Below are 16,259 nucleotides of genomic sequence, written 5' to 3'. Positions count from 1 at the left end.
AACACGAAGACAATGCATGCATTACCGGATGCTTTTCCTATACTGATCTGTCCGTGCGCCATGCGTCTCGATTATTCGCGCCCGGGCCCATGCCTACGGAGCCAGTCATGCGCATGATCCTGTTCAGCACCCGACCGTACGACACCGACACGTTCACCGAGGCCAACGCCGGCTACGGCTTCGCGCTGCATTTCCAGGAATCGCATCTCGACAGCGAGACGGCCGTTCTCGCGCAAGGCTATGAAGTGGTCTGTCCATTCGTCAACGACAACGTGGAGGCCGCCACGCTCGAACGGCTTCACGCGGGCGGCACACGGTTAATCGCGTTGCGCTCGGCGGGCTTTAACCACGTGGACCTCGCTGCGGCGGAACGCCTCGGCATCACTGTCGCCCGCGTGCCGGCCTACTCGCCCCATGCGGTCGCAGAGCATGCGGTCGGTCTGATTCTGGCGCTGAACCGGCGTCTTCCGCGCGCGGTCGCCCGCACGCGCGAAGGGGATTTCTCGCTGAATGGGCTGCTCGGCTTCGACCTGCACGGCAAGACCGTCGGTGTGATCGGCACGGGAATGATCGGGCGCGTATTTGGCCGCATCATGGCGGGCTTTGGCATGCAGGTGCTCGCCTACGACCCCGGCACCCCCGCTGCCGACCTGCTCGCGCTCGGCGCGCGCTACGTGCCGCTCGACACGCTGCTTGCGGAATCGGACGTGGTCAGCCTGCATTGTCCGCTGGTGCCGCAGACTTACCATCTGATCGACGGCGCGGCGCTCGCCCGCATGAAACGCGGCGCCATGCTGATCAACACGGGCCGCGGCGGGCTCGTCGAGAGCAATGCCTTGATTGGTGCGCTGAAAGACGGCCAGCTCGGCCATCTCGGGCTCGACGTGTATGAAGAGGAAAGCGGCCTCTTCTTCGAAGACCACTCGAACCTGCCGTTACAGGACGACGTGCTTGCGCGTCTGCTGATGTTTCCGAACGTGATCGTCACCGCGCATCAGGCGTTCTTCACGCGCGAGGCAATGGCGGAGATCGCCCGGACCACGCTCGACAACGTCGCGGCCTGGCAGGCGGGAACGCCGCGCAACGTGGTGCGGGCGCTGGATCAGGCGTGACCGTCGCTAGTGAACGTGGTAGCCCGGATTGCCGTGCGGGCGTCGTCCGCGGCGCCGCACATTTCACGCAGCAGGGCCGCTTCGCGTTCGTGCACTTCGACCGGGAACCAGCGCGCGCCGGCGTCCGCCAGATAACGCGCACGATGCTGGCCGTTGCGAAACGCCACCACGCCTTCGCGCTCCAGCCCCAACCAGCCGAGCAGCCCGGTTGCGCGACGCGTGCAGATCGTCACGTATGGCATTTGCGGCACGCGTGAATTCTCCGGGTCCAGAAATTCGCGGATGCCGCGCACTTTGCCGGAATGCCATTCGGCAACGGGTCGCAGCACGTAATCGGTGTTGTCGCGATCGGCGCAGGCAAGCAGTTTGCGCGCGTCGACCAGCACGACCTGGTGGCGCGTGCCGTCAGCGACGAACACACGTTTCAGGCGGACATGGTCGTACCACGGATGCTCATGCAGGGGCACGAGCCACACCGTCTCGGCACTGGCCGGCGCGGCGGCCGACGATGATGGAGTCAAGGGCAAAGGCAGGCTCGATATACCGGCGGCGAACCGCCAGCGTGTCAGGAGAGCGCTAAAGCTACGAGCCGATTGTGTAAGAAGCATGTCAAGCCACGCTATTAATTGCTACGCATGTACACCGCACAGACATCCGCATCACGACCGCGAATGCTGAACTCCCCAGGAGACGACAATGATAACCACGCAAAATATGAACGATCATGTACGCATCGAATTTAACGAGGATAACGGCGTCGCCACCATCGTTCTTGAGCGGCCCGAACGGCGCAATGCGGTCGACCGTCCGACTGCCGACGCGCTCAGCGCCGCCTTTGTCCGTTTCGAAGCAGAACCGGCGTGGCGCGTCGCGGTGCTCTTCGGCGCAGGCAGCAACTTTTGCGCCGGAGCGGACCTGAGCGCACTCGCCGACGACACCCGCCGCAATGAACTGCATGCGGACGGCCGCGGCCCCGGTCCAATGGGACCCACGCGCATGACATTCAGCAAACCGGTGATCGCGGCCGTCGCTGGCTATGCGGTCGCCGGCGGTCTCGAACTCGCGGCGCTTTGCGACCTGCGCGTGGTCGAAGAGGACGCGGTGCTCGGCGTGTTCTGCCGGCGCGTGGGAATTCCGCTGATCGACGGCGGCACGATCCGGTTGCCGCGTCTCATTGGTTTGTCGCGCGCGCTCGATCTGATCCTCACCGGCCGCGCGGTGAGCGCCCAGGAAGCACTTGCGTTCGGACTCGCCAACCGTGTCGTGCCAACCGGCACCGCACGCGCGTCCGCCGAGCAGCTGGCGGCCGAACTGGCAGCGTTTCCACAGGCCGCGCTGCTGGCCGACCGGCGCTCCGCGCTCGAGAACAGCCTGCGCGACGATCTCGCCGAAGCACTCAGACGCGAAGGCGCCGGCGGCTACGAGGCGGTGTTCGCCGAGGGGGTGGCGGGCGCCGCACGGTTTACCGGCGGCGCCGGCCGGCATGGCCAAGCGATCTAGCCGGGCTCCGCGCCTCCACGGCTATCAATAGAAGCTAGTGTGCTCGCGACCGGCACGAGCTTCAACACCATTTCACTCGAACACAACGGCGCTTTTGACGCTCAGCAAACCTGAATTGTCTTAGGTAGAATCCCCTACTGTTTGTCCCTTGAGGCGCATGCGTTATCGACCCGAAAACGCGCCGCCTGCCGCGCGACGCTTTCCGCCGCGTCGATCTGCTCCGTCGCCATGCCTCTACCCCTGCTCGCTCTTGCCATTGCCGCGTTTGGAATCGGCACCACTGAATTCGTGATCATGGGGCTGCTGCCTGATGTCGCGCGCGATCTGTCCGTGTCGATTCCGGCTGCCGGCATGCTGGTGTCCGCGTATGCGCTCGGCGTGACGATCGGCGCGCCGATCGTCGCCATCGCGGTGGCCAACATGCCGCGCAAAAAAGCGCTGATGAGCCTGATCGGCGTGTTCATCGTGGGCAACCTGTTATGCGCGATCGCGCCCGGTTATGCGGTGCTGATGGCCGCGCGCATCGTCACGGCGTTCTGTCATGGCGCATTTTTCGGCATCGGGTCCGTGGTGGCAGCCGGGCTGGTCGAGCCGAATCGTCGCGCGCAAGCCATCGCGTTGATGTTCACCGGTCTGACGCTCGCCAACGTGCTCGGCGTGCCGCTCGGCACGGCGCTCGGCCAGGCGGTGGGCTGGCGCGCCACGTTCTGGGCCGTGACCGGCATCGGCATCCTGGCGGCGGCCGCGCTCGCGGCGTGCCTGCCGGCGAAGATCGAGATGCACAAGGCAAGCCTCATCCACGAATTCAGCGTGCTGAAAAATCCACAGGTGCTGATGGTGCTCGGCATCAGCGTGCTCGCGTCGGCGAGCCTTTTTTCCACCTTCACCTACATCACGCCGATTCTCGAAGACGTGACCGGCTTCACGCCTCACGCGGTCACCTTCGTCCTGCTGCTGTTCGGCCTCGGGCTGACGGTGGGCAGCACGCTCGGTGGCAAGCTCGCCGACTGGCGGCTGATGCCTTCGCTCGTCGCATTCCTGCTGGCGATCGTCGTCATTCTCGCGATCTTTGCGGGCACCATGCACGCCGAAATCCCCGCGATGATCACGATCTTCGTCTGGGGCATCCTCGCCTTCGCGGTCGTGCCGCCGCTGCAAATGCTGATCGTCGACCGCGCGAGTCATGCGCCGAATCTGGCTTCCACGCTGAACCAGGGCGCCTTCAATCTCGGCAATGCGACGGGTGCGTGGCTCGGCGGCATCGCGATCGGCGCGAATGTCCCGCTCACGTCGCTGCCGTGGGTCGGCGTGGCGACCTCGATTGGCGCACTGGTGCTGACGTTGTGGTCGGTGTCGATCGACCGCCGCATGCCCGTCGCGGGCTGAACGCGCTGCCGCACCGCATCAACGCGGAGGGTGCGAATGACGCACGGCCGTAGTAGCATCCCGGCCGATGAAAGTCATCTTCACACGCGATTTCCTCGCTCTGATTCTCAGCGTCGCCGTGGTCGGGCTCGGCAGCGGCGCGACGCTTCCCCTCACTGCCCTCGCACTCACGCAAGCCGGCTACGGCACCGACGTGGTTGGCCTCCTGACCGCCGCGCAGGCGGGCGGCGGACTCGTCGTCGTACCGCTGGCCGGATGGATTGCGGCCCGCTTCGGCGGCCGGCAGGTGATTATCGGTGCGGTTCTGGCGGTGGCGTTGGCTACCGCGTCGATGCAGTTCACGTCGAACCTGTGGTTGTGGGCCGTGCTGCGCGTGCTGTGCGGCGCGGCGCTCATGCTGCTTTTCACGATTGGTGAAGCATGGGTCAACCAGCTCGCCGACGACGCCACGCGCGGCCGCGTCATTGCGATTTATGCGACGAACTTCACGCTGTTCCAGATGGCCGGCCCCGTGCTGGTCAGTCAGATCGCCGATTTTCCGCATTGGCGCTTCATGATCTGCGGCGCGATTTTTCTGCTGGCGTTGCCGATGCTCGCGCAGATCCGCACGGCGCAGCATGCTTCCGAAGAAGACCATGATGAGCACGGAGGCTGGCGCCACGTACTGCCGCAAATGCCCGCGCTCGTGATCGGCACCGGCTTCTTCGCGTTGTTCGACACGATCGCGCTGTCTTTGCTGCCGCTTTTCGCGATGTCGCATGGCATTTCGAGCGAGGTGGCCGTGCTGTTCGCGTCGGCTCTGCTGCTCGGTGACACCACGATGCAGTTTCCGATCGGCTGGCTCGCCGATCGGCTCGGCCGCGAACGCGTGCATATCGGCTGTGGCGTGATCGTCGTCGTGTTGCTGCCGTTTCTGCCTTGGGCCGTGACGTCGCCGTGGTCGTGCTGGCCGCTGCTCTATGGGCTTGGCGCGGCGGCCGGCGCGATTTACACGCTGTCGCTCGTGGCGTGCGGCGAGCGCTTTCGCGGTGTCGCGCTGGTGTCCGCGAGTTCGCTGGTGGGCGCTTCGTGGAGCGCGGCGAGCTTCGGCGGTCCACTGGTCGCGGGTGCCTTGATGAAGGCGGTCGGTAACGATGCGATGGTTGGCGTGCTGTTGCTGGCCGCGCTCGCATTCCTCGCTGCCGTGGGGTGGGAAAAGCGGCGTGCCACCGTGCTCGCCGTTCGGCGGCTTCGCCGCTAGCTCACTCTTACTTCAACGCAGGCTGGATCTCGCCGACACACGGGCCAAAGCCGACACGATAGCCGTCGCCCTGACACCAGCCGGCGAGCGTCAACTCGTCGCCGTCCTCGATGAAACTGCGTGTGCCGCCCTCTTTCAACGCCAGCGGATTCTTGCCGTTCCACGTCAGTTCGAGCAGGCTGCCGAACGAGTCTGCGGTCGGGCCGCTAATCGTGCCCGAGCCCACCAGGTCGCCGACACGTGTGTTGCATCCCGATACCGTGTGATGCGCGAGTTGCTGGGCCATCGTCCAGTACATGTGCCTGAAGTTGGTTCGCGTGATGGTGCTCGCCTCGCTGGCCGACTGCGGGCGCAGCTTCACCTCCAGCGAGATGTCGAACGCATGCCTGCCTTCGTGACGCAGATACGCGAGCGGCTGAGGGTCCTGAACCGGCTGCGCGACGCGAAACGGTTCGAGCGCGTCGAGCGTGACGATCCACGGCGAGATCGTGGTTGCGAACGTCTTCGCGTTGAACGGCCCGAGCGGCACGTATTCCCATTGCTGGATGTCGCGCGCGCTCCAGTCGTTCAGTAGCACCATGCCGAAGATATGCGCTTCGGCGTCTTCACAGGCGATCGGCTCGCCCAGCGCGTTGCCGCTGCCAATGACGAACCCTGTCTCCAGTTCGATGTCCAGCTTGCGGCACGCGCCGAACACGGGGCGCTCCTGATCCGGCAGCTTCAACTGCCCATTCGGGCGACGTACCGGTGTGCCGCTCACCACCACCGACGACGCACGTCCGTTGTAAGCGATCGGCATCTCCAACCAGTTAGGCAACAACGCGTTCTTCGGATCGCGAAACATCGAGCCCACGTTCGTCGCATGCTCCTTCGACGAATAGAAATCGCTGTAGCCGGGAATCTGCAGCGGCAGGTGCAATTGCGCATCGGCCTGACGCACGAGCACTGCGGAACGCAACGCAGCGTCGTCGCGCAAGGTCGCGGTGTCGCGCGCCAGCAAATCGCTGAGCTGGATACGCACGCTGCGCCATGCGTCGCGGCCAAGCGCGATGAAATCGTTCAACGTGTCGTGCGCGAACACGCGTTCCTGCGCGACGGAAAGAAGACCCGCCGCCTGCAGCGCGTCCAGATCGACGATCTCGTCGCCAATCGCGACGCCCGCTCGGCGCGCGGAATTGCGCGCGTCGCTGAAGATGCCAAAAGGCAGATTCTGGATCGAGAAGTCGTTCGTCGAATGGTTCGCCGATTCGACCCAGCTTCTGCGCGACGGATCGAGCGTCGCCTGAAGATCGCTCAATGCGCTCATCGTTGCTCCGGATTGAAATGTTTGGTGAGTCCTTGCCAGCACTCGAAGTAATGCGCCTGCAACTGCGCGGTTTCGAGCGCGAAACGCGTCGGCTTGATCAGCGTGCGGGTTTCGAACATGAACGCCATCGTATCGCCGACCTTCTTCGGCGTGGACGTGTCGCTATGCGAGGCTTTCTCGAACGTATCGGCGTCCGGGCCATGACCCGACATGCAGTTGTGCAGGCTCGCGCCGCCCGGCACGAAGCCCTCCGCCTTGGCGTCATACACGCCATGCACGAGGCCCATGAATTCGCTCGCCACATTGCGATGGAACCACGGCGGCCGGAATGTATTTTCGGCCGCGAGCCAGCGCGGCGGAAAAATCACGAAGTCGATCGTATCCACGCCCGGCGTGTCGCTTTGGGACTGCAGCACGAGGAAGATCGACGGGTCCGGGTGGTCGAAGCTGATCGAGCCGATTGTGTTGAAGCGGCGCAGATCGTATTTGTACGGCGCGTAGTTGCCGTGCCACGCCACCACGTCGAGCGGCGAGTGGCCAATGTCCGCGCGCCACAAATTGCCGTTCATTTTCGCGACGAGCTCGAAATCGCCCTCGCGGTCTTCATACGCGGCATGCGGCGTGAGAAAGTCACGCGGATTCGCGAGACCGTTCGAGCCGATCGGCCCAAGATCCGGCAGCCGCAGCAGCGCGCCGAAGTTCTCGCAGATGTAGCCGCGCGCGTGGCCGTCCGGCAAGGTCACGGCAAATCGCACGCCGCGCGGGATCACGGCGATCTCGAACGGCGCGACGTCAAGCACGCCCAGCTCGGTCGCGATGTGCAAACGGCCTTCCTGCGGGACGATCAGCAATTCGCCGTCGGCGCTGTAGAAGAAGCGGTCCTTCATCGACTCATTCGCGCAGTACAGATGAATCGCGCAACCGCTCATGGATTCCGCCGAGCCGTTGCCCGCCATCGTCACCCAGCCGTCGACAAAATCGGTCGGTTCCGTGGGTATGGGCAGTGCGTCCCAGCGCAACTGATTGGGCGGTGTAGGCGGCACCTCCGCGAAATTGGCGACGAGTCGATCCGACGGCAGTTGCGTGAACGGCATGTGGACCGCCGCGGGACGAATGCGATACAGCCAGGACCGCCGGTTATGCCCGCGCGGCGCGGTGAACGCCGTGCCGGAAAGCTGCTCCGCGTACAGGCCGTATGGTGCGCGCTGCGGCGAATTGCGGCCCTCGGGCAGCGCGCCTGGCAATGCTTCGGTCGCGAATTCGTTCGCGAAACCCGACTGGTAGCCCGGCTCGATTTCGAGCCGTGAGCCGGCGGTATTCGGCATACGTGTTGGCGTATCCATGCAAGGTTCTCCGTTGATACTCGTTCTGTTCAGTCAGCCCGCCAAGTCCAGCGGGCGCCGCGTTCCCTATGCCGTGCGCGGGGCCGACGGGCGGCGGCGTTGGCGCATCGCGCCGGCCAGCGCGATAACCAGCAGCGCCGAACACATCACCGGCACGGCGGCCGCATGAAAAAGCGACACGTTCGACCAGTTCAGCGCGATCAGTTGTCCGCCGACCAGCGGTCCGATCACCGAGCCGATCCGCCCGATGCCCAAGCTCCAGCCGATGCCTGTCGAGCGCAGCGTGGTCGGATAGAAGTGGCCGGCCAGCGCGTTGACGGCCGGTTGTCCGCCGACTACGCAGAAGCCGCCTGCGAACACCACGATCAACAGCCACGGCAGCGCGTGCGCGACCGTACCGATCGTGCCGACCGCCAGCGCGGCGCCCGCGAAACACACGAAGAGTACGCGCACGAAGCCAAAGCGTTCGATGAACCAGCCGAGCAGCAACGTGCCGACCACGCCACCCGTCTGCAGAACGGTGCCGACGATCACCGCCGTGCCCGGCGAGTAGCCCGCGTCGCGCATCACGGTAGGCAGCCAGTTCGACAGGAAGTACAGGTCAATCAGATTCATGAAGCTGATCGCCCACAGGATCAGCGTAACGGGACCACGACCCGAGCGGAACAGCTCGGCGACCGGCGCCCCGCCGTTGCCCTTTTCCTGCACGACCACCCGAGTTTTCGCGTCGATACGCAGCGCCGGGTCGAATGTCTTGAGCCAGCGCAGCGCGCGCTCGCTGTGCCCTTTGAGCACGAGGAATTGCAACGACTCCGGCAGCACTGCGAGCATGGCGAACGCCAGCAGCAACGGCACCGTTCCGCCGACCCAGAAGACCGCGCGCCAGCCATAAGCCGGAATCAGCGCCGCGCTGACGAAGCCGCCGAGCGCCGCGCCGAGCGTAAAACCGCACGACACCAGCATCATGCGCTTGACGCGGTGCGCGGGCGTCGAAAACTCGCCGACCAGCGCCATGGCGTTCGGCATGATGCAGCCGAGACCCAGACCCGTGATGAAGCGCAACGCGATCAATGCGGGGATCGTCGAGACGAACGGCGTGGCCAGCATGGAGAGCGCGAAGAAGAACGTGGCGCCGATCAGCACCGGACGGCGTCCGACACGGTCGGCCAGCACCGACAGGCCAAGCGCGCCGAGCAGCATGCCAAAGAGGCTCGCACTGAACACCGGCCCGAGTGCGGCCTTCGGTACATGCCATTCGCCGATCACGCTCGGCGCGACGTAGCCCATGGCCTGTGCGTCGAAGCCGTCGATGACGAGGCAGAGCGCGCACAGCGCGAGCAGCAACAACTGGAATGCCGGGCGGTGCGTGTCGGCGAGCACGCGCTCGACTTCAATCACATTGGCCGGCATTCCGGCCTGGTGGGTGCTCATGGGTCGTCTCTCTCTTGCTGAATGGATTGTCTGCACGGCGGCTTCGCTTCCGGCCAGGCGGCCGCCCGTTCCGCTTTTTAAGATTTACGTATAGTAAAACGAATTACGTATGGTGAAATTAACGTATACCCTGGCGGGTACGGAAAAACGCCGGTAACCCCTGCCCACAAGCGTTCGGCCGATAACGTTATGACCATTTTGTTCATGTGACCGTGGTATGGGCTGCTACCATCAGTGGGTGCGGCAAACGTGTCGCGTTGCCGGCGCCGAGCGCGCATTGATCGCCCTTCATACCAACATGATTCCGCCGACCGTCCCCGACCTGATTGCTCGCGCCGCCGCGCACCCGTTCCTTGGCAAATATCTGGAAAAGGGAACGGGCGAGCATGGCGAGGTTGCGCTGGCGCATTTCGCCGGGCTGGAACTGGCGAGCGCCTACGAGCCGATCTTCGATATCAGCGTGCACGCGCTCGCGCAGTCCCTCTCTTCGGGGGCTGAAGGTGTAGACCGTTTCGGCGACGAACTCGGCTTTCAGGCGGTCACGCATCGCGTGGACGGTGCGCCTTTCGAGGCGCTCGATCCGTTCGAACGTATCGCGGACGATCAGGAGCTGGTCGCGCTCGACCGCATGTCACGCGCGCTGCATGCGATCAACTTTTTTGGCGCACAGCGGCATGGGTTGCTCTTTCTGCGTGTGCACGAGCGGTTGCTCAAGAGCGTGAAGTATGACCACGGACGGCATTTTTCGACGGTGCTGGTGTCGTTCGGGCTGAACCCGTCGCGGGTGGTCATCGAACTGCCGCCGGCGGCGGTCGCGCATAAGACTTTTCTTGGCTATCTGACCAAGAGCTACCAGCACTACGGCTTCAAGGTGGCGGGCAATCTGTCCAACGCAGGCCAGATTCTGTCCGTGTCGGAGACCGCCCGGCTCGACTTCATCAAAATGGATGCGACCACGGCGTTACGTGATGCGATGGTGAAACCGTTGGTGGGCTATGCGAGCCGCCTGCGCACCCCGCTGATCTTCAATCGCGTGATGGATGAGCCGCAATTCGTGGCGCTTCAGCAGTACGACGTGCGGTTCGTGCAGGGGCCGCTCTTCAATGCTTACTACCACGACCGGGCAGAGTGAAACGGGTCGAAGCGCGGGTTTGCAGTTCGCTGGACTGACGTGGGTCCGGTTTCGCCGACGATCCGCTACCGCCTGCACTTACTTGCCGCCATTCGCTCCGCCCGTTTTTCTATCAGCCGGTATCGCCAAGGCGCCGTGCCAGCGCCTTCAGCCTTGGCGCCACACTCTCCCGGAACACCGCTTCATCCATCGACGACGCCGGCCCGCTGCAACTCAGCACCAGCCAGCGCCCCTCGCGCGGCTCGCGCAACGGCACCGCGACCGCGTTGACGTCGTCATGCCACGCGCGGAACGAATAGCAGCAGCGCTGCCGCTCGAAAGCGGCGATTTCCGCTTCGGCTTCGGCGACCAACGCTGAGCCTTCCTTGCCCGCTGCTTTCTTCAGCTCGGCGAGGAGCGCCGCGCGCGCGTCCGGCGGCTGCACCGCAAGATAAGCACGGCCCATTGAACTCGTCAGCATTGACAGTTTCGACCCGGACGCGAGCCCGAGCGTTAGCGCGGTTTCGCTGCGAATCGTCTCAAGATAAATCATGTCGAGCCCATCGCGACAACCCAACGACACGGCCGCGCCCACTTCGCGCGCGAACGTGCGCATGTGCGGGCGCGCGAGTTCGAGCGTATCCGTGCCCGAGAGCAGCGCAAAACCGAGCGACAGCACGCCGGCATCGAGCGCATATTTGCCGAGTGTTTCGTCGAGCCTCAGATAGCCAAGCACGGTGAGCGTGTACGCAAGCCGGTTGACCGTCGCCTTCGGCAAGCCGGTGCGCTCGACGAAATCGCGGTTGCCCAGCATCGTGTCGCCCGGTTTGAATGCGCGCAGCAGGTCGAGCCCGCGTGCGAGCGCGACGACGAATTTACGGTCGTCGAGCGGTTCGGGCAGAGTGGATAGAGGCGACATGTGGTGATACACTCGGTCGTGGTTTGCAAAACATTGTTTCGCATAGCGGAACACGCGTCAAGTACCGGATAGTTTCAGTCAAGCAAAGGATTCAGGAGATACGTCATGGCCGAGGCCGCGCAGTTTCACTGGGAAGACCCGCTGCTGCTGGATCAGCAGCTCACCGAAGACGAACGCATGGTGCGCGACGCCGCCGCGGCCTACGCGCAGGACAAGCTGCAACCGCGCGTACTCGAAGCGTTCCGTCACGAAAAGACCGACATCGAAATCTTCCGCGAGATGGGCGAACTCGGTCTGCTCGGCCCCACGATTCCGGAGCAATACGGCGGACCGGGTCTGAACTACGTGGCGTACGGATTGATCGCGCGTGAGGTGGAGCGGGTGGATTCCGGCTACCGGTCGATGATGTCGGTGCAATCGTCGCTGGTCATGGTGCCGATCCATGCGTTCGGATCGGAGACGCAGAAGCAGAAGTACCTGCCGAAACTCGCAAGCGGCGAGTGGATCGGCTGCTTCGGTCTTACCGAGCCGAATCACGGTTCGGATCCGGGCAGCATGGTCACGCGCGCGAAAAAAGTGGACGGCGGCTACTCGCTGTCCGGCTCGAAAATGTGGATCACGAACTCGCCTATCGCTGACGTGTTCGTCGTGTGGGCGAAGCTGGAGGAAGACGGCAAAGACGCGATCCGCGGCTTCATTCTCGAAAAGGGCTGGAAGGGGCTGTCGGCGCCGACCATTCACAGCAAGGTGGGCCTGCGCGCGTCGATCACCGGCGAGATCGTGCTCGACGAAGTGTTCGTACCGGAAGAGAACCGTTTCCCGGAAGTCAGCGGCTTGCGTGGTCCATTCACCTGCCTGAACTCCGCGCGTTACGGCATTGCGTGGGGCGCGCTCGGCGCGGCGGAGTCGTGCTGGCACACGGCGCGTCAGTACGTGCTCGACCGTAAGCAGTTCGGCCGGCCGCTCGCCGCGAACCAGCTGATCCAGAAAAAGCTCGCCGACATGCAGACCGAGATCACGCTTGGGCTCCAGGGAGTGCTGCGCCTTGGCCGCATGAAGGACGAAGGCACGGCGGCGGTCGAAATCACGTCGATCATGAAGCGCAACTCCTGCGGCAAAGCGCTGGACATTGCCCGGCTCGCGCGCGACATGCTCGGCGGCAACGGTATTTCAGACGAATTCGGGATCGCGCGCCATCTGGTCAATCTGGAGGTGGTGAACACGTACGAAGGCACGCACGATATCCACGCGCTGATTCTCGGACGCGCGCAAACAGGCATTCAGGCATTTTTCTGACCCGCTGATCGCATCACGCGCGTTGGTTTGCCTGGCGTGCTTAAAAAAACAAAGGCCGGTTCAATATGGACCGGCCTTTTGCCATGCGCCGCGCCTGCACGCGCGGCAACTTCGCTGCTTACTTGTTCGGCTGCGGCGTCATACGCAGATACGGACGCAGCGCCTTATAGCCCTTCGGGAATTTCTGCCTGATCACTTCCTCGTCCTTCAGCGATGGCACGATCACCACGTCATCGCCCTGCTTCCAGTTGCCCGGCGTGGCTACGGAGTGGCTGTCAGTCAGTTGCAGCGAATCGATCACGCGCAACACTTCGTCGAAATTACGGCCGGTACTGGCGGGATAGGTGATGATCAGGCGCACCTTCTTCTTCGGATCGATCACGAAGAGCGAGCGGACGGTCAGCGTTTCGTTCGCGTTCGGGTGGATCATGTCGTAGAGCTCAGCCACCTTGCGGTCGCCGTCAGCGAGAATCGGGAAGCCGACATTGGCCGCCTGCGTTTCGTTGATGTCCTTGATCCATTCCTTGTGCGACTCGGCGCTGTCCACCGATAACGCAATCGTCTTCACATTACGCTTTTCGAATTCGTCGGCGAGCTTCGCGGTCAGGCCGAGCTCGGTCGTGCAGACCGGCGTGAAGTCGGCGGGATGCGAGAACAGCACACCCCAACTATCGCCCAGCCATTCATGGAACTTGATACGGCCGACACTCGACTCCTGCTCGAAGTCCGGCGCGATATCGCCAAGACGTAGACTCATGATGCATCTCCTTAAGATATTCGGACATTCGAAGCGGACGTTCGCCCGCCGCGCCCAAGCAACGATAAAGCATACGGGAGCACGGAACCACCGCGAACAAACATCGCGTCACTACTTTATGCGTTTTTGTAATTTCCACCGATTTAGTGGAAACTTTGCGGGACAGATCAACTCCATCGTAAGCAAACTTTGCCTGACATGTGCAGCGGGCAACGCATTTTTTAGAAGAGCTTCAACCAGGAACGGTTCGTGCGTTCGTTTGAACCCACCGGCCATAGCCTCGCCACGAACCGTTTCTTTGGTTACGATTCTCGCGTGGCGTGATACGAAGGGGAGCTGTCAATGTCGGAAGTCAACAAGGAGAGACTAATGTCGGATATTAAAACCGTCCTCGCAGACGCTGAAGATCTGTTGAAACAGGCCGCGAGCGCCACTGGCGAGCGTGCTTCCGAACTGCGCGAAACGGCGCTGACGCGGCTGAAACAAGCAAGGGAAAAGGCGGCCGACGTGCAGGTCGTGGTCGTCGAAAAAGGCAAGAAGGCCGCACGCGCGACCGACGACTACGTGCATGAGCATCCGTGGGCATCCATCGGCGTCGCCGCGGGCGCCGGCGTGCTGCTTGGGTTGTTGATCAACCGCAAGTAACACTGAATGCGTGCCGGGCGCTTTTGCGTCCGGCACGCTAGTGATTCGAGCTGACCGGCGCGTGTCAGGCCGGCCCGCTTCTCTTGGCGCGCATGTCATTGTCGCGCCGGCAGGCTTTCACGCGCACAGCCCACAGTTATGACGATCGACACACAATCGCAGCGCGGAGAACATAGTCCGTTACGCCGTATTTTCGGTTCCGTGTTTGCCATTCTGCAGACACGGCTCGAGCTGGTCGGCATTGAACTCGCCGAGGAAAAGGATCGTCTGCTGGGCGTACTGTTCCTTGGTCTCGCCGCCATGATGCTTGCCACCATGGCGCTGATCGCGCTGACCGCGCTGATCGCCATTGCCTTCTGGGACACGTACCGGTGGCAGGCGCTCGCCGGGATTACCGCGATTTATGCAATAGCAGGCATAGCGTGCGCGCTCAAAGCGCGCAGCGGCTTGCGCAATGGTCCGATGGTCTTCGAAGCGACGATCGCCGAGTTCGAGAAAGACCGCGACATATTTCGTAAGCCATGACGCACTGAACCTCGCGGGCGCAATCGCGCGATCCGGTTGCGTTGTACGCGGTTCAAAGGTTATTGCCGCGTGCTGATTCCACAAGCTCGCAGCTAGCAGCGTTGCATCACCGCCCGATTATCACTGCCGCCGACACGCCATGAGCCAAAACCATTCCGATACTGCTTTTCGCAACAAGCGCCATCCGGCCAAAGATCTCAGCGCGCCGCATCTGCGGGCGTTGCGCAAGGAGTTGCTGCTAGTGCGCGCGGATGTTGAGCGAATGGAACTCGCCCAGGCGACGCTCGACTTGCGGCAAGCCGTCACCCACTTTAGCTGGCTCAAACTTATCGTTCCCGGCTTTACGCGGGTGCGGTCAGGCCGCGGCGGTGGGTCGATGGGAAGTTTGCTCAACGCGGGAAACCTAGGTGTACTGCTCAAGCAATACCCGTTGATCAGTTCCTTTGTTTCGATGGTGCTCGCCAAACCACTGCGCGCGACCGTCGCCGCAGGTGCAAAACCGGCACTCAAATGGGGCGGTCTCGCGCTTGCCGGTTGGGAAGCGTTTCGAATCTGGCAACAGATGAAGAACGATTCCGCGACTGCACCGCAGTCCGCCTCCGGGCCGTTCGATAGCGCGGGCTGAGAGCGCTGCGCACGTCGTGCGGGTTGTGCGCGTCGCGCGTCGACGCCTAGTTCGTGTTCCAGCACTCGCCGCTCGACGGTGCGATCGCATTCGCACCCGTATTGCTGTTGCGATTGCCTCGCTGCCCGGTGGCGTCGAGCGTAAAGATTCCACAGACGTCGTCGCGCGCGGGACCCGCTTCCGACGGCGCCGCCTCGATCGAATAGCCGCCGTTCGTATCATTCGCCGGAAGCACACGCAAAAGGTAAATAGGCGCACCGAATTGCGGTGCCTGGTCCATGCCGGGCGGCAGCGCCGACACGGCGCTGCTGGCCGCCTGCTCGACGAATTGCGCTGCGCGGTAAAGCGCGGCGGCGGCGTCGATACGATGCGTTCTTGCTACATGGCTTCGATACGCGGGCACGGCAAAAACGGCAAGCGTAGCGATAATCGCCAGCGTAATCACCAGTTCGAGCAGTGTGAAGCCCTTGGTCGCAGTCCTGATCACGAATCCTCCTGTCAGAATGGCCGCGCCACGACGCGACGCCAATGGCGCTCGACCGTCTCACCCGCGATCACCAGTTCCAGTTGCAGCCACACCTGAGACTCTTTGCTGCGACCGTAGCCGCGCGCCGTCAGCAGAAATGCGCGCGCGTCGGGCCGGGACGGCAGACGCCAGGGTTCGACGAGACATTGCGGCGCGCGTAACGATCCGGGCCACTGCGCGACGGGCTGGACAGCGTTGGTCTCAAAACTGCCTTTGGCTTTCCATTGCGTCGGCTCGCCGACCGTAACGGGCAGCGGATCGGTTGCCCCGGCGGCAGTCGCTAGCGTCGTACGAGCGCACAGGGTGAGCGCGGAATCGGCCGCGTGAAATGCCTGGAGATAGTCGCGCACGTTCATGGCGCCGCGCGCCGATGCAAGCGACGTTTCAAACCACGCCGCAAAACTCGTCAGGATCATCGCCGAGATCAGCAGAACAATGGGCAAGACCACACCGCGCTGGTTGACGCAGACTGTGTAACCGCTGCGGTCGACATTGCTCATGCGGCTCACGCAAGAATGCAATTGCAAGCCTGACCGA

General features: G+C 63.3%; 17 protein-coding genes. 9 read left to right on the top strand and 8 right to left on the bottom strand.

The genetic code is table 11. The features are described from left to right. The first annotated feature begins 107 nt into the window (after positions 1-107). Positions 108-1,112 (top strand): 2-hydroxyacid dehydrogenase, encoded by a 1,005-nt coding sequence (locus AAGS40_RS02620; protein ID WP_345813000.1) that lies wholly within the window; start codon positions 108-110, stop codon positions 1,110-1,112. On the opposite strand, the gene AAGS40_RS02615 is transcribed toward AAGS40_RS02620, so the two are convergent. Then, positions 1,103-1,720 (bottom strand): hypothetical protein, encoded by a 618-nt coding sequence (locus AAGS40_RS02615; RefSeq protein ID WP_345812999.1) that lies wholly within the window; start codon positions 1,718-1,720, stop codon positions 1,103-1,105. The two genes, AAGS40_RS02620 and AAGS40_RS02615, sit on opposite strands and share 10 nt — an antisense overlap. 88 nt (positions 1,721-1,808) lie before the next feature. Between AAGS40_RS02615 and AAGS40_RS02610 the strand changes: the two genes are divergently transcribed. The 3 genes from AAGS40_RS02610 to AAGS40_RS02600 all read left to right on the top strand — a co-directional run bounded on the left by AAGS40_RS02610 (position 1,809) and on the right by AAGS40_RS02600 (position 5,238). Next, a complete protein-coding gene (locus AAGS40_RS02610) occupies positions 1,809-2,612 on the top strand; it encodes a crotonase/enoyl-CoA hydratase family protein (protein ID WP_345812998.1) in 804 nt (267 codons plus the stop codon). A 228-nt stretch (positions 2,613-2,840) separates the two neighbouring features. Further along, positions 2,841-3,998, top strand: coding sequence for an MFS transporter (locus AAGS40_RS02605; RefSeq protein ID WP_345812997.1), 1,158 nt, complete (start codon positions 2,841-2,843; stop codon positions 3,996-3,998). Between the two features lie 67 nt (positions 3,999-4,065). Next, complete coding sequence (locus AAGS40_RS02600) at positions 4,066-5,238, top strand: MFS transporter (protein ID WP_345812996.1); 1,173 nt, start codon at positions 4,066-4,068, stop codon at positions 5,236-5,238. Positions 5,239-5,245: 7 nt separating this feature from the next. Here the strand turns inward: AAGS40_RS02600 and fahA are convergent, their stop codons facing one another. From fahA to AAGS40_RS02585, 3 genes are all read right to left on the bottom strand, one after another. Beyond that, complete coding sequence (fahA, locus tag AAGS40_RS02595; RefSeq protein ID WP_345812995.1) at positions 5,246-6,544, bottom strand: fumarylacetoacetase; 1,299 nt, start codon at positions 6,542-6,544, stop codon at positions 5,246-5,248. Then, the gene (hmgA, locus tag AAGS40_RS02590; protein ID WP_345812994.1) at positions 6,541-7,887 is read right to left on the bottom strand and encodes a homogentisate 1,2-dioxygenase; all 1,347 of its coding nucleotides are present in this window, start codon (positions 7,885-7,887) and stop codon (positions 6,541-6,543) included. Before hmgA ends, fahA begins: the two co-directional genes overlap by 4 nt. 66 nt (positions 7,888-7,953) lie before the next feature. Beyond that, a complete protein-coding gene (locus tag AAGS40_RS02585) occupies positions 7,954-9,318 on the bottom strand; it encodes an MFS transporter (protein WP_345812992.1) in 1,365 nt (454 codons plus the stop codon). A gap of 298 nt (positions 9,319-9,616) precedes the next feature. Here AAGS40_RS02585 and AAGS40_RS02580 point away from each other — a divergent pair, with 298 nt between their 5' ends. Further along, entirely contained in the window at positions 9,617-10,450 is an 834-nt protein-coding gene (locus tag AAGS40_RS02580; protein ID WP_345814216.1) for a diguanylate phosphodiesterase, read from the top strand. A 112-nt stretch (positions 10,451-10,562) separates the two neighbouring features. Here AAGS40_RS02580 and AAGS40_RS02575 read toward each other — a convergent pair whose 3' ends face one another. Continuing rightward, positions 10,563-11,348: an IclR family transcriptional regulator gene (locus AAGS40_RS02575; protein WP_345812990.1), complete on the bottom strand. Its 786-nt coding sequence runs from the start codon at positions 11,346-11,348 to the stop codon at positions 10,563-10,565. Positions 11,349-11,453: 105 nt separating this feature from the next. Here AAGS40_RS02575 and AAGS40_RS02570 point away from each other — a divergent pair, with 105 nt between their 5' ends. Then, the gene (locus AAGS40_RS02570; RefSeq protein WP_345812988.1) at positions 11,454-12,644 is read left to right on the top strand and encodes an acyl-CoA dehydrogenase; all 1,191 of its coding nucleotides are present in this window, start codon (positions 11,454-11,456) and stop codon (positions 12,642-12,644) included. Positions 12,645-12,762: 118 nt separating this feature from the next. On the opposite strand, the gene AAGS40_RS02565 is transcribed toward AAGS40_RS02570, so the two are convergent. Then, a complete protein-coding gene (locus AAGS40_RS02565) occupies positions 12,763-13,401 on the bottom strand; it encodes a peroxiredoxin (RefSeq protein WP_345812986.1) in 639 nt (212 codons plus the stop codon). A gap of 342 nt (positions 13,402-13,743) precedes the next feature. On the opposite strand from AAGS40_RS02565, the gene AAGS40_RS02560 reads away from it, so the two are divergent. The 3 genes from AAGS40_RS02560 (at position 13,744) to AAGS40_RS02550 (ending at position 15,196) form a co-directional block, all read left to right on the top strand. Beyond that, on the top strand, positions 13,744-14,046 hold the full coding sequence (locus tag AAGS40_RS02560) for a DUF883 family protein (RefSeq protein WP_345812984.1): 303 nt from the start codon (positions 13,744-13,746) through the stop codon (positions 14,044-14,046). Between the two features lie 138 nt (positions 14,047-14,184). Next, positions 14,185-14,571: a phage holin family protein gene (locus tag AAGS40_RS02555; protein ID WP_345812982.1), complete on the top strand. Its 387-nt coding sequence runs from the start codon at positions 14,185-14,187 to the stop codon at positions 14,569-14,571. Between the two features lie 139 nt (positions 14,572-14,710). Further along, positions 14,711-15,196, top strand: a complete 486-nt coding sequence (locus AAGS40_RS02550) for a DUF3318 domain-containing protein (RefSeq protein ID WP_345812980.1) — start codon at positions 14,711-14,713, stop codon at positions 15,194-15,196. Positions 15,197-15,242: 46 nt separating this feature from the next. Here AAGS40_RS02550 and AAGS40_RS02545 read toward each other — a convergent pair whose 3' ends face one another. Continuing rightward, positions 15,243-15,680 carry a type IV pilin protein gene (locus tag AAGS40_RS02545; protein ID WP_345814215.1) on the bottom strand — a complete coding sequence of 146 codons (438 nt, stop codon included), beginning with the start codon at positions 15,678-15,680 and terminating at the stop codon, positions 15,243-15,245. 14 nt (positions 15,681-15,694) lie between these two features. Beyond that, positions 15,695-16,222 carry a PilX N-terminal domain-containing pilus assembly protein gene (locus tag AAGS40_RS02540; protein WP_345812979.1) on the bottom strand — a complete coding sequence of 176 codons (528 nt, stop codon included), beginning with the start codon at positions 16,220-16,222 and terminating at the stop codon, positions 15,695-15,697. Positions 16,223-16,259 lie beyond the last annotated feature (37 nt).

The organism is Paraburkholderia sp. PREW-6R, assembly GCF_039621805.1.
In the GTDB taxonomy this organism is placed as follows: domain Bacteria; phylum Pseudomonadota; class Gammaproteobacteria; order Burkholderiales; family Burkholderiaceae; genus Paraburkholderia.
Note: the sequence above shows the minus strand (reverse complement) of the source record. Positions and strands in the feature narration are given on the sequence as shown.